Source organism: Microcoleus vaginatus HSN003 (assembly GCF_022701255.1).
Classification (GTDB): domain Bacteria; phylum Cyanobacteriota; class Cyanobacteriia; order Cyanobacteriales; family Microcoleaceae; genus Microcoleus; species Microcoleus vaginatus_B.
The window spans coordinates 1,252,632-1,265,966 of record NZ_CP031705.1 but is presented as its reverse complement, the minus strand read 5'-3'; the positions used below and the strand labels follow the sequence as shown (position 1 = coordinate 1,265,966).

General features: G+C 44.9%; 10 protein-coding genes and 1 pseudogene. 5 read left to right on the top strand and 6 right to left on the bottom strand.

The genetic code is table 11. The features are described from left to right. The first annotated feature begins 130 nt into the window (after window positions 1-130). Complete coding sequence (psb35, locus tag D0A37_RS05315; protein ID WP_242725373.1) at window positions 131-343, top strand: photosystem II assembly protein Psb35; 213 nt, start codon at window positions 131-133, stop codon at window positions 341-343. 405 nt (window positions 344-748) lie between these two features. Here the strand turns inward: psb35 and D0A37_RS05310 are convergent, their stop codons facing one another. From D0A37_RS05310 to D0A37_RS05285, 6 genes and pseudogenes are all read right to left on the bottom strand, one after another. Further along, complete coding sequence (locus D0A37_RS05310) at window positions 749-2,404, bottom strand: PP2C family protein-serine/threonine phosphatase (RefSeq protein ID WP_242721987.1); 1,656 nt, start codon at window positions 2,402-2,404, stop codon at window positions 749-751. 4 nt (window positions 2,405-2,408) lie between these two features. After that, window positions 2,409-2,873 (bottom strand): MHYT domain-containing protein, encoded by a 465-nt coding sequence (locus tag D0A37_RS05305; RefSeq protein WP_242721983.1) that lies wholly within the window; start codon window positions 2,871-2,873, stop codon window positions 2,409-2,411. Window positions 2,874-3,157: 284 nt separating this feature from the next. Then, on the bottom strand, window positions 3,158-5,347 hold the full coding sequence (locus D0A37_RS05300) for a SpoIIE family protein phosphatase (protein ID WP_445242487.1): 2,190 nt from the start codon (window positions 5,345-5,347) through the stop codon (window positions 3,158-3,160). A gap of 922 nt (window positions 5,348-6,269) precedes the next feature. Continuing rightward, a pseudogene (locus D0A37_RS05295) lies at window positions 6,270-7,225 on the bottom strand (IS630 family transposase). Between the two features lie 285 nt (window positions 7,226-7,510). Beyond that, complete coding sequence (locus D0A37_RS05290; protein WP_242721980.1) at window positions 7,511-8,083, bottom strand: DUF6658 family protein; 573 nt, start codon at window positions 8,081-8,083, stop codon at window positions 7,511-7,513. A gap of 479 nt (window positions 8,084-8,562) precedes the next feature. Then, the gene (locus tag D0A37_RS05285; protein ID WP_242721978.1) at window positions 8,563-9,300 is read right to left on the bottom strand and encodes an LmeA family phospholipid-binding protein; all 738 of its coding nucleotides are present in this window, start codon (window positions 9,298-9,300) and stop codon (window positions 8,563-8,565) included. Window positions 9,301-9,575: 275 nt separating this feature from the next. On the opposite strand from D0A37_RS05285, the gene D0A37_RS05280 reads away from it, so the two are divergent. The 4 genes from D0A37_RS05280 to D0A37_RS05265 all read left to right on the top strand — a co-directional run bounded on the left by D0A37_RS05280 (window position 9,576) and on the right by D0A37_RS05265 (window position 13,089). Continuing rightward, window positions 9,576-10,988 carry an HD domain-containing phosphohydrolase gene (locus tag D0A37_RS05280; protein ID WP_242721975.1) on the top strand — a complete coding sequence of 471 codons (1,413 nt, stop codon included), beginning with the start codon at window positions 9,576-9,578 and terminating at the stop codon, window positions 10,986-10,988. Window positions 10,989-11,082: 94 nt separating this feature from the next. Beyond that, the gene (locus D0A37_RS05275; protein WP_242721972.1) at window positions 11,083-11,673 is read left to right on the top strand and encodes a pentapeptide repeat-containing protein; all 591 of its coding nucleotides are present in this window, start codon (window positions 11,083-11,085) and stop codon (window positions 11,671-11,673) included. Between the two features lie 130 nt (window positions 11,674-11,803). After that, on the top strand, window positions 11,804-12,559 hold the full coding sequence (locus D0A37_RS05270; RefSeq protein ID WP_242721969.1) for an LmeA family phospholipid-binding protein: 756 nt from the start codon (window positions 11,804-11,806) through the stop codon (window positions 12,557-12,559). 239 nt (window positions 12,560-12,798) lie between these two features. Continuing rightward, window positions 12,799-13,089, top strand: coding sequence for a DUF1816 domain-containing protein (locus tag D0A37_RS05265; RefSeq protein WP_242721966.1), 291 nt, complete (start codon window positions 12,799-12,801; stop codon window positions 13,087-13,089). Window positions 13,090-13,335 lie beyond the last annotated feature (246 nt).

The following is a 13,335-nucleotide window of genomic DNA, read 5'->3' as shown; positions in this document are numbered from 1 at the left end:
AACGGCATTAGCACTTAAGATAATGTAAAAGTAGAGTAGATAAGGATTTAGCCTAATGATAGATATCAGCTTGACCACTCCCATAGCAGTAGTTGTTGCACCCATCAGGCAAGTAATGATTGATCTGCTGATGCAGCAGCCAGTGCCGGAATCAAGTGTCAGCTTGAACACTCCAATAGCAGTTCTTGTTGCTGGCTTTATTGCCGCAACTACGATCGGCTCAGTCGCCTGGTATAACTCCAAGCGTCCCCCCGGTTGGGAAGCCAAAGAACGCCCTGATTTTGTACCGAAAGTTGATAAAGATGATTTGATTGCTGAGGTTTCGGATTCAAAGAAAAAATAGAACAAAGCTGTTTGAGATCAAAAAAAGCTTTGAGAGGAATAGAAATTACCCTTGCTTATCTATCAGGTAGGGTGCGCCTCGGCGCGCCTTACGCTGCTATGTATAAAAGCTTTGAGTGAAGAGTTTTAATTGACCGAAAGCACTAATGTCAATAAAGCGAGCGCGGGACGAGCGATCGAACCCTTTATTGACCTTGATGCAAGAGAACATTAGATAGATTTAATCATAGAAATTTAGACGTTGACTACAGCTTTAGAGTTCTCAGGAGATTCAGCCTCTTTCGAGAGCTGGCGTTTGAGAAATCTCACCCCCTATTCGTAAATTTGACTGCTAAGGCGATCGCCCCGACGATTATTTTCCAGTTTCATGTCAGAAGTTGGTTTTTTCGAGGTATGGGCGATCGCTCTAAACCAATGCGGCTGCTTGAGGCTGTGACTTGTTTTCTACACCCAATTCCGTCCGCTTCAAAACCAACAGCGTAATATCATCAAATACTTTTTGACGACCTATATGGCGCCGTAAATCGTCAATCACCGCTTGCTTAATTTCCCCAGCAGACAAATGCCAGTTTTGGCTAATGACTTCACACATCTGCTCAACGCCATACTGTTTTTTCTTAATGTCTTTTGCTTCGGGAATACCATCAGTATATAGCACTATACCATCTCCTAGCTGTAGCTCAATTGAAATATGACTGATGAACTCAGCAATGTCATCGTGGAGGGCAATGGGGAAGCCTAAATCCATTGTGTCGATACGTTCAATTTGTCCGCCAAGGCGCACAATGATTGTTTCTTCATGCTGACCGCTGATGCTGACCCGTCCTTCGGAGTAATTTAAAATCGCTAGGGTGAGACTTTTCTCAGAATTCATGCGTTGCACGTTTTTGTAAAGGGTGCGGTTGAGCGCATCTAGGAACCCAACCGGATCAGTTTCGTGGATTTCCTTGAGGGTACGGACTGCCGTTTGCGCCATCAGCATCAAGATACCGCTTTCTAGTCCATGTCCCGTGACATCGCCGATGCCAAGAGTGACAACGCCATCGGTGTTTAAGACATCATAGTAGTCGCCTCCGACTTCCTCGGCAGCCTCCATATATGCGGCAATATCGAGTCCTTCAATTTTCAGCTCCTCAGCGTTTGGCAAAATCATTTGCTGCATTTGACGCACGATATCCAATTCCGCACCCATGCGAAGATTGTCTTCCTTGAGTCTCTGGTTGAGGGTATCTAACTTTTGCGCGGAGTCGGCCAGTTGCTCTATGGCTTGTTCGAGTCGATCCGATTGTACCAAGATCGATTGGTCAAAAACATCAAGCAACTGCCTCAAAGTCGCTACCTGGGATCTAAGCTGCCCTATCTCCTGCTCAGTGTTTCTTGTAAATATTTGCTTAGAGGCTGTAGCAGATTCATCTTTTTTTTGAGCGAAGACAGCTCCTCGATCGAAGGGCAGCAGTGCTGTCTTTACGTTCAGCGCCAGAGTGCTGAACATCTGAACCGTGCTAATAGGAATCTGGACTTTCAAGAACATGATAATTGCAAACATATTGCCTGAAGGTAATAGACCACCAAACCCCAACACAGACTTGATTCCGAAGGGAATCACAAAGGAGTCCTGAGCGGGAATATAGGGGCTGCCAATCGCTTCAGGTACATAGAAGACGTTGTATTTCCTCTGCTCGATTTCTACCAAAAGATTCGGGTCAGGGTTGATAACAGTTTTTATATCTAAGCCGAGCTGTCTGATGAGTTGTGAGATCATTGGCATCTGAGCGACTACAGATTCGCTCGCCAGTGGAAGAGTCTTGTGTCCAACGGATGTGTGTCTTGAGTTCCATTCCGTTTGTTCTCCTACCGTTGCCAGTAGAGTCATGCACTTCATGGCAGGCAAAGGGGGATAGTGGTTCAAGATACTACGGGCATACTCGGCAAGTTCGACTTCTAAGTCTTCATAAGGGTGAGTTTTTAACAAACGGACGAGGGCGCAGGATTTCTCACCAGTTGGCTTAGTACAGAAATTTTCGTAAAGATACCTAACAATTCTGTTACTCGCCTCTTCCATACTTTCAACCCCCAAGCCGAACTGGCGTAGAGCCAACCCGCATTCCGCCATGTCCCTTAAAGTGAATCTCGTCAAGTCGTACATCGGACTTCCTCATCAATTTGGAAATAATGGCAACGAAGACAGACAGTGCCACAATCCAGTAATTATGGTGCATTTCGGCAGGTACTCGCATCGCAGCCCTGCCAATATAATGCTTACTTCTAATGCCAGATCCCATGAGAATACCGGGGATTAACAATGAGAACCTTTGTGCAAAACCTCGATGCAAGCTGTAGAAGGCGATACCCGATGCAATGACTACGGCAAGCCAAGAGAGAATCACAATAGGTAAATTGTAGGCGAGCAATACTGGCAAGTAATAAGCCAGCATTCCTATAAAGTGCATTGCCCAGATGCCCGTTCCCATTGTCAAAGAACCACCAATTAACCAACAACAGCGAATATTTTCACCGTTTTTTGGATTCATTCTCCCGGTTAATTCTCAGGCTTATAGGAGGCAAAAACGGCAATAATGATGGAAAAGATGACAATAAAAAAATCGTATTGAACAACGATTAATAGATTAGTTTCAGAGAATTTTAGACTTTGACTATCGCTTGGAAGTTCTCAGGAGATTTAGCCTCTTGCGTGGTGCTGCATTTGAGGTATCGTACCACCTCCTCGTAAATGTGGCTGCTAAGGCGATCGCCCCGACGATGATTTTCCAGTTTAATGTCAGAAGTGGGTTTTTTCGAGGTATGGGCGATCGCTCTAAACCAATGCGGCTGCTTGAGGCTGTGACTTGTTTTCTACACCTAATTCCGTCCGCTTCAAAACCAACAGCGTAATATCATCAAACACTTTTTGAGTGCCGATATGTCGCCGTAAATCGTCAATCACCGCTTGCTTAATTTCCCCAGCCGATAAATGCCAGTTTTGGCTAATGACTTCACACATCTGCTCCACGCCATACTGTTTTTTGTTAACGTCTTGTGCTTCGGGAATACCATCGGTATAGAGCACTATACCATCTCCTAACTGTAGCTCAATTGAAATTTGATTGATGAACTCAGCAATGTCATCGTCAAGAGCGATCGGAAAACCTAAATCCATCGTGTCGATGCGCTCAACCTGTCCGCCAAGGCGCACAATGATTGTTTCTTCATGCTGACCGCTAATGCTGACCCGTCCTTCGGAATAATTTAAAATCGCTAGGGTGAGACTTTTCTCAGATTTCATGCGCTGCACGTTTTTATACAGAGTGCGGTTGAGCGCATCTAGGAACCGAACCGGATCAGTTTCGCGGATTTCCTTGAGGGTACGGACTGCCGTTTGCGCCATCAGCATCAAGATACCGCTTTCTAGTCCATGTCCCGTGACATCGCCGATGCCAAGAGTGACAACGCCATCGGTGTTTAAAACATCATAGTAGTCGCCGCCGACTTCCTCGGCAGCCTCCATGTATGCGGCAATATCGAGTCCTTCAATTTTCAGCTCCTCAGCATTGGGCAGAATCATTTGCTGCATTTGACGCACGATATCCAATTCCGCACCCATGCGAAGATTGTCTTCCTTGAGTCTCTCATTGAGGCTAATGATTTCGTCGTTAGCACTTGCTAGTTCTGCCGTGCGTTCTTTGACTTTATCTTCTAACGTTTCAAACAATTCCTTGAGTTGGCCTGCCATACGGTTGAAGGATTTTCCCAACTTATCAAGTTCAACTAGGCGACTGTGTTTAACGTATTGCTTCAAGTTGCCATCTGCCATGTCTTCTGAGGCTTCGGTAATCAGCTCTATGGGGCGGGTAATCCAACCAGCGGTAAGAATACCGATGAGGAGCGCTATCGTCAACGCTACCACACACAACCCTATTGTGGTACGAGTATGAGCATTGATTTGACCCATGAAGTCGGATTCTGGAACTACCGTCACGATTAGCCAGTTCAACCCAAACTGGTCTTGCCAAGGATGAACAAGGACAAAGTAAGATTTTCCTTTAATTTGAAAGCTCAACGTTTGCCTTTCTCTAATTCCCTGAAAATTACTAAACCGATTTTTTAGAGTTTGAGCTGTCCTTTGAATTAACGGATCATTAATGTTTAAGGCACTAAAGCGTTGCGTCTTACCATTTACTTTGCCAAAAGAGGCTTGAGAACTAGAATTGGCTATTAACTGCCCATCTCGTTCCATGACAAAGACACGCCCTGATGAGCTAATGTTTAAGTCGCGCAAAAAGTTTGTAATATTTGATAGTTGTAAATCAACCCCAATCACCCCAAGTATTTTGCCGTTTTTTGCATAAATGGGACGCACTGCCTCTACAGCAATGAAGTTGATTGGGTCAAGAGAGTACACCGAAGTCCAGGTTGGTTTACCTGCTTTAACCCCCTGAATATACCATGCGGGCGCCACCTGGCCGGGTGTCACCTTCTTGGCATTAATCCGTCGTAGCACTTTACCCCGATCGCCCTGCTTGTTCACGGCATAGGTAGCTAAATCTCCGTTTGTTCTTGCAGAGACTTCCTCAATGATTATTCCTTCCCCTGGAATGTATTTGCCCGCCCCAATAAAGCGTCCATCTGCTAATCCATATGAGATAAAGCCAACATTATTAAAGGCTTGCATCTGCTTCCAAAAATAACGTCCCGCCCGGTCAAAGTTATCTAGATTTAGTAATCCTGTCTCGATCGCATCAATATTGATCTGATTAATTCGATGAGGCATTGAAAGATAGTCATTTAGTTGCTGCTCGGTTCTCTTGGTTACCTGAGTCATTAACTGGTTGGCAAGATCAGTGACGGCTTCTTGTCCGTTGCGTAATGAAAGATAGCCGACTAATCCAACTGCTGCAACAATTTGCAGGATAAAGGGTACTATGAGGGCAGTGTGGAGGCGGAATTTAAGATAGCTGTTATTCATAAAAGATGTGACGGCGATAGGGGTTAACTCAGAATAACTCACCCTTTCAGCCTCGCTTTCCGTTGTTTCCGTGCGTTATTAGGAGTTTCTACCTGTTGCTTCAAAACCCGCCCTGTAATATAGCAATCCTCGCATAAGTTGTGAATTTCTTACTTTCTCCCCGCGGGTTCGGGGAGGGTTGGGGTGGGGTAAAAAATTTACGACTCCTGCAAGGATTGCTATATCATCACTGGCTTAGCGGGACAAAAACTGCGTTTTAAACCCAAACAAAGGCTACACAGGCTTTATATGAAGCTGTAGACATCCCTGTTTTCTTGTACCCAGCAGATTTGTGGGATTCGCTCTCAGCAGTTTACAGGCAATATGCCCTGTATTATACAAATCTTTGGGTCATCTCTGAAAAAGTTTTCCCTCGCCAGCGATACCAATCTGGCGGGAGAGATAGGGACCCAACTTCTCCTGCTATAGAAAGATTCAATAACACCCTGATACCCAGGATCTCTCGCTATTCTAATAAAAACTCCGTTATTTTATAAAAAGCTCTCCAATCATCTGGGAGCTATCTGGTATTTTATCCATCATTACAAGGCTTCTTTAGGCCTAAAATTGTTTAGGATTTTTCCTGGCTATGCAGAACGACCCAAAAATTTAAGTTTAGTAACGAAACTTGCCTGGGAATTTTGAGATAATTTATTAAAAATAGTCGAGTTTAGGACAGTTGGTGGCAGAAGTCGTTCACGCAATTAAGAATCCAGTCAGTTTTATTTACAGCCAAATAATTCATTTTAATCCATCTGTTTTATATTTATCCAACCTGATTAAAATTTACGCTAAATACTCTCCCGTATTCACACCATAAATTCCCTAAAATTTAAAGCCTCTTAATCGGGATTTTATCAAAAATCCAGAAACAGCGTAAATATGGTGGAGGAGATAGCAGCTCTACAAGCGTTTATAGCCTTTCTCAAAAAGATGAGGTACAATAACAGCAGTGTGTAAACCAGTTAAAAATATTTGACGATGTAACTTGTCCGAACGCAAAATCTATGGCTTTTCCTAATTCTTGATAATTAGTAGTCTTGATAGAACGGAGAATGATTTTAAGTTTTGACCACAGATTTTCAATTGGTGAAAAATCTGGTGAATAAGGTGATAAGTATATTAATTTTGCCCCTGTTTTTTCGATCGCTTTTTTCACTTCTTCTCCCAAGTGAATGGGACAATTATCCATCACTACACAAGCACCTTTCCAGAGTTTTGGCACAAGTTTTCTGATAATAAAAGCTTCAAATGTAATTGCATCAGTTCCGCCTATTAGATTAACCGATGTCAAAATCTCATTGACTGACCTTGCTCCAATTATTGAGACATTTTTGCCACGTTTAGTTGGTTTTGACCCCTTGGCTCTTTCACCTTTTTGCATACCTAGCATATAACCTAACCATTGCCAAATTAACTCCCGATTCGTCAATGAATATTAAGTCTTTCAAACTAATCTCTTTAATTGTTTTCCAGAACTCACATCGCAGGATTTGAACTCGCTCTGTCCCTTTCCCTCAAGGGAAGAGAGTTTTTTTTGACAGTAATGTCTAAGAGTTTTATCATTCTTCCTATTGTTGCTCTACTAACAGAAAATCCAATTCTCCCATAAAGTAAATAACGGAGTTCTTCAAGAGTTGCATCATTATTTCCTTCAATCAATTCCGCCAAGATGAGTAGTTGCTCCGCATTCAGTTTGCCTTTGACTCCACATCGGTCAGTTCTCGGAGTAATGTTTTTTGTTTCACGATATTGTTTAAGCAATTTTTGTACAAAACTCAGGGCTACAGAAAAACGCTTAGCTATTGCTTTTTGTGAAATGGGTTCAGTATGATAAGTATCAAGGATTTTTTGCCTAAAATCAATCGAATAAGCTTTCATTTTTAACAATGTATGAAGTTTGGTACAAGTAAACGTGTTGTGAGTCAAGCATCGTGTGCTTTCAAAAAAATGCTATTATGTGTGGTATCCCTTTCGCGTGGCTTTACTCAACCATGTAATTATAGTTCATTTGATCTTATCTTCTCTGTTTGACCCTCACGAGTGAGTGTCAGTAACATCATACCTCATCTTTCTGAGAAAGGCTATATCTAGTTTCAATAAATTATATTATTTATGTAGGGGCTAATTTCAGACAGCCCCTACATCATCTTTGCTACGACTAGCTTATTTTTGCAGCGGATTGAGTTTCGTAACCGAGCTTTCCTTGGCATCTTCAGCGCTATCTTTGAGGAAACCAGAAGCATCCTTAAAGGCGGCGCCTACTTTCTCTAAAATATTGGCATCGGGATCACTGCGATCCAATACGGGTTGAGCCTTAGCCGGCTGTCCGTCTGGCGCTTGTAACAGAGTTTTATCTCCGCCGAGTTCGAGGTCGAACTTGTCAGTTTCCATGGGTGCAGAGCCCGGATAAAGCAGCTTTGAGGAATTAGATTCACCGGTAGTCGCGGCCAGGAGACGATCGCCCAAGATCGACAAATCAGCCCGATTTTTTTCTGCTTTAGCAGGCGATTGATTGACTTTAGGGTCGGTAGACATTTGATAATTCGTGTATCCATCTCCACCGGCCTTGTGGGGGTTATTCATTCCTCCCATTTGAACGGGAGGATTCTCAGGCCGAGCACCTCGAACATCGCCCGCATTGCAAGCGGTGCTGGTAAACAGCAGCAAACCTGCCATCAATACAGTCAAAAATTGACCGATACGCAGTCTTTTAAAAAAAGAAGTTACAGTGTTCACAAAAGGTTTCCATTTTTTTACTACTACTTGTCATAGATTAAAAATAAACTCTCTCTGCCTGCCTCTAACGGCGGTGATACTTTGCCACCGATTGCTAGCAATTTTTTTTATAACTTTAGAGGGATTTAAAAAGTGCGATCGCCTTCGAGAGATTATTTTCGGTATGACTAACTCACGGGTATCTAGAAACCCGGTAAAAAACCGGGTTTCTAGAATAAGTTCGGTTGAGACACTCGTACCCGACGGACAAGCAAAGGGCAGAGGTGGTTTCAAAGCATAGTGTTCGGGTGCGTCAGTTCCAATAATTGCTTGATGTCAAAATCTTTTGTGTTTTTGACCCCACCCAACAACGGATACTCGCGAACGACTGTTGTCGTGGAAAGAGTAAAATTTTAGACTCTTGTTCAAACTCCCAGAGTCATCTGTGGAGTAAATCTAGCATCTAAAATCTCAACTCCCTTGACCCACCCTACCAGCTACTAATTTGGAAATTGTTCGACTTTCGCTTCAGCTTGCAAAGTGAGAACACCAGCTTCCACATCTAGTTTTTGAATTCGCAGGGACATTCCCTCAAGTTCAAAATTTCGCAAGTTTAAAACTTCACCAGCTTTCTCCGCCAAAGCTGCTGTTAACTCAGGCGAAAATTCCTTGTTTTCGGGATACTCGACATCCTCAAGAGAAATTGCCCAACCGCCATCTGCGATCTGAGGTTTTGCTGTAAAATAAATTTTTTCAGTCGAGGCAGTTTCCCGCAGCAATACCTCAGCATTTAAAGCGATTTTTCCGGCTAGCAATTGGCACTCAATAGTTTTAACGTCTATTGTCTGCAGTTGTCCGTCAACAGTAACTTTTAAGTTTTTCAGTTTCCTGCTGATGTATTCGGAATTAAAAGCGCGGTTGATATCGCTTTCTGTTAAAACTGCGCGCGCCCCACCGAAGGCAGGCCCGTTCATTTCAATTTTCCCAAACATAGCGCTCAGGGGATTGACAGCAATATCCTTGACGTGAATTTGCAATTCTTCCACGCGCAAATCTTTTTGCATTACCAATCCTTTGCCCTCAACGGCAACGGCCTCTACTTCTCCCTGGGCTAGCTGGCCAGGATCGGTGTTAACTGTGACAGACAAAGTTTCCGATTCGTCTAATTTGCTAGCAATAGCAATCTCGGCAACTTTGTCGATCGCCTGTTCCCCTAAACTTCTATTTTGTTGAAGCACGCTCAGACTTCCTAATAATATTGTTGTAAAAATAGTAGTTAATACCTAAGTCATTTACCGTCTTCCTCTCGGCAGGTTTATCGTTTGAAAAAAACTCAGCCAAAGACAGAGGGTTTTCAGAAAATTCCTAAAATTAATCAGGTACTCTTCGGCGCAGTCTACATTGACTCGGTTGCGAAGCGGTGAAAACTCAAAAACTTGGATTTTTGCCCAAAGTCTTTTCTAGAAGTTCGATCGCCCGCTACAATAAATAAAAGCCGGCACAGCCTTTTGTAATGAATCCAGAATCAACTCTCGCCCGACTACAAGCTACGCTTCCCGACGGAAAACTGCCTTCTAGCTACGGGGTATACTTCAAAAACACCCTCGTAGCCCTATGTCACGCCCTAGAAGACCACATTTTGCAAACCAGTGGCGGGGACAAGAGCGAACTCCAACCCTTAGTTTTGGTAACGTTTCAGCAGGGTAAATGGTATTTACAGGAAGCCGATCGCTACCTCGATATTGCTAAGGCCTCTCGGCGCGTTGTTATAGGTGCAGTAGCCGACAGCGGTTTCGCTACCCACAAAACCGGTCAATTAGAAAATGTATCTTTAATAAATCTCGATGAAAACGACCCCATCATCGAAGAATGGAATTTAATCATCCTCGCCCCCACATACAAAGCAATGGTGCTTTGCCGCGAACTTTCCGCCCAGGAATACTTGCCCGAGGGCAAGCCCGAAGTAGATACAGAACGAAAGTTCTACGGTTTGTGGTCGTTTGACCAGTCTTTGGTGTCGGCTGCTGCAGAAATTTTTATAGAACAGACGCGACATTACAACTCTCCCCTGGCCGACAGTTTGCTGGAAATGTACCACGAAATCCGGGCTACCATTGGCCCGCCCTTGGCCGACATTAGTGGCGTGGTATCGCGGATAGTCACTTACCTGCAAAGTTCTCAGCAGCAAATGGTAGCAATTAACCGCCAAACCCGCGAGTTGTGGGAATTGGAAGGTCAAGCTTTGCGCGTCAGCCGCAATTTGAACGCTAACAAACTTCAAGCTTTTCTGCGGATGGCCCAGCGCGTGGACGAACGCGATACCTCAAACCCTACAGCGTCCTTGCAGGTGGCGGCTTTGTCGGAAACTTTGGGTCAACTGCTGGATTTGCCGGCTTTGCAGTTGCGGAGGCTGCGGCTGGCTGGATTGCTATTTCGAGTCGGCTTAATTTCTGCCCCGAATGAGGTGTTCGATCGCACTCCCGATGCTTTTGACCAAGCAACTTTCTCATTTTGGCGCGATCGCAGTTTCATTGGTTCCCAACTGCTGCAAGCAATGCCTGAGCTATCACCTGTCGCGGAAATTGTCAAGCACTACCTAGAATATTGGGACGGCAGCGGCAGGCCAGAGGGTTTGCGAGCCGAAACCATACCCGTTGCTTCGCGGATTTTGGGGTTGGTCGCTGATTTTCAAGAAATGACTCAACCGCGTGGCGATCGTCCGGCCTTGAGTTTGAGCGAAGCTTTGGAACAGTGCCGCGAACTGTCTGGCACTCGCTTCGATCCGGCTTTGGTGGAAACTCTCGGTAACGTCGTCAGGCTGGCAGAAATAGGTTTGATGCAGTTACCGAACCGCCCCAGCCAACTGCCGAATGTGTGGTTGGAGGATTTGGGCGATCGCACGACCGCAGCCGCTCCGGCATTATAAAATAACTGGACTGTTGACGGTTGACGGTTGACTGTTGACGGTTGACTGTTGACTGTTAACCAACAACTGACAACCAACAACTGACAACTGACTAATGACTAACATAGAAGCCATACGCAAAGGCAAAATTCTCATGTTGGCCGGCACTGATTTAGCCGGTACAGACTTAGCAGGAGCCGAGCTCGCCGGTGCCGACTTGTCTCAAGCCAACTTGAGTGGAGCTAATCTCGCCGGCGCTAACTTGCAACGGGCCAATTTGCGAGCCAACCTCCGTGGCGCTGACTTGAGCGGCGCTGACTTGCGAGGCGCAGATTTTCGGAATGCCGATTTGCGGGGAGCTTCTTTCGCTAACGCTTTAGTGCGCGACGCAAGTTTTGGGGGTGCTTTTTTGACGGGGGCCTCGATCGGCAATTTGGATTTGAGCGGTGTCGATTTGCGGGGCGCCGATTTGCGGGGCGCTGCTTTGGCTCGGGCAATTTTGCACTCCGCCGATTTGAGCAATGCCAATTTGTCTGGCGCTGATTTGTCGGGAGCTGACTTGGAAGAAGCGATCTTGAATGGAGCCGTACTGCGCGGCGCTAACCTGACGGGGGCTAATTTGCTTTGTGCCATGATCGAACAAACCCTTTGGGATGGAGCGTTGCTCGATCGCGCTTGTCTCCAAGGCACCCCCCTGAGCAATTAAAAAATCAAAAATGTGATTTTCCATGCAAACCAACTAAACAATCCGTGCTTATGATGTGAATAAGCACAAGCTATTTTAACATTTCTTAATAGGACGTTATAATGGCGACTGTAAATGAGCAAACGAATAAATGGTAGCAGCTTTGTTTAGCGGTACATCCTTTCAAGGTCAAAGTGGCGATCGCCTTGTCAGCAAAGTAGCAGGAGCTGCGATCGCGGCCTTATTCAAACGTTCTGAAAAGGCCGAAGCCAACATCCGAGTCGAACCAGTAGCCAAACTCTTGCAGGGAAGCATCGACGGTTTCGACTTCGTTGGCAAAGGTATGTTGATGTACAACGGCCTGCGTATAGAAGTGATGGAACTCTATCTGCAAGCACTCTCCATAGATTTTGGGGCGATTTTTGCAGGTCAAGTAAAATTGCGGCAGCCTACCCAGGCAAATATGCGAGTAGTCTTAAGTCGATCGGATTTAACCACCTCATTCAATACACCTTTTGTAGTTGAAAAACTCCAGAAGCTGAAGTACCAAGAGCAATCTCTGCACTTTCACAACACTGAAGTCAGCTTCGGAGCCGACAAATCAATTCGCCTTCAGTCCGAAATTACCGTAGGCGATGCTAGCGAACCTGTCAAGATAGATATTACAGCTCAGTTGCAAGTAGAAGACCGACGCAAAATCCAATTTGTCAGCGTTACTTACGGCGGTGACGGGCAAGCAGTAGACTTGGCTCAAGCTATAATTGCCCACGTAAATAACTTGCTCGACTTAGACAAATTTGCCCTAGAGGGCACTCAACTGCGAGTAGACCGCTGCCGAGTTCAGAACGACGAGCTGGTTTTCTACGGTTGGGCTGGTATCGAACAGTTTCCCCAAGGCAAGCGCTAAACCTCAGCAGGCTGAGGTTGGCCCAGCCATCTGGTTGGGAAAAAGAGGATTTTTCAGTTAGCAAACAACCCGCACCGGCGGGTTTTGCTTTAGATTTTTTTTAGAGGGGAGGAAAATCTAAGATATAACATCTAACATCTCTGTTCGATCGCCTCACAATCAGCACTGAGGTTGATTCCAGGGGGCCAATTATTTTGATACATTTAAATAATAAATTAAATCACCCCTCAATAATCAAGATGCTCGGATTTTATTTATTTTGTATCTACGTCGCAGTCTTGTCCCTGCTTGCCGGGCCCAGCGACCGCCGGTCTGAGAAATGGTGGGTAGAAATTGTCACCGATTTGCCCCACTGTACCTACTATTTTGGCCCCTTTGATACCGACAAAGAAGCTTCCAGCAATACTCCCGGCTACATAGAAGACTTGGAAAGCGAGGGAGCCAAAAGGCTTAGCATCCGCATTAAACGGTGTCAGCCTTCCCATTTGACCATTTGCGAAGAGGAAGTCTCAGAAAGTGTAGCGATTTAATGATGTTGAGTTTTGAGTTAACTCAAATCTCAACAAAAATCTCAACAATAAGATAAAAAGGCTCTTTTTCTAGTCCTTACCTAGCCGACTTTGTATGTGTAGCAGCGACTTAGATTCGCTCCGCCTAAAACTCTTCTCCACCGAAATGCTGATTTTAGCCAGCACCAACTCTCAAAAATTACCTGCGTCAAATCAGCACTGAGGATGAGCCGATCAAGATATTTGCGCTGATAAGTTGAGAAGAGT

Excerpts from the sequence above, each read along its gene's own strand:
- psb35 (WP_242725373.1), top strand. The coding sequence starts at position 131 with ATGCAGCAGCCAGTGCCGGAATCAAGTGTCAGCTTGAACACTCCAATA.
- D0A37_RS05310 (WP_242721987.1), bottom strand. The coding sequence starts at position 2,404 with ATGGAAGAGGCGAGTAACAGAATTGTTAGGTATCTTTACGAAAATTTC.
- D0A37_RS05305 (WP_242721983.1), bottom strand. The coding sequence starts at position 2,873 with ATGAATCCAAAAAACGGTGAAAATATTCGCTGTTGTTGGTTAATTGGT.
- D0A37_RS05280 (WP_242721975.1), top strand. The coding sequence starts at position 9,576 with ATGAATCCAGAATCAACTCTCGCCCGACTACAAGCTACGCTTCCCGAC.
- D0A37_RS05275 (WP_242721972.1), top strand. The coding sequence starts at position 11,083 with ATGACTAACATAGAAGCCATACGCAAAGGCAAAATTCTCATGTTGGCC.
- D0A37_RS05270 (WP_242721969.1), top strand. The coding sequence starts at position 11,804 with ATGGTAGCAGCTTTGTTTAGCGGTACATCCTTTCAAGGTCAAAGTGGC.
- D0A37_RS05265 (WP_242721966.1), top strand. The coding sequence starts at position 12,799 with ATGCTCGGATTTTATTTATTTTGTATCTACGTCGCAGTCTTGTCCCTG.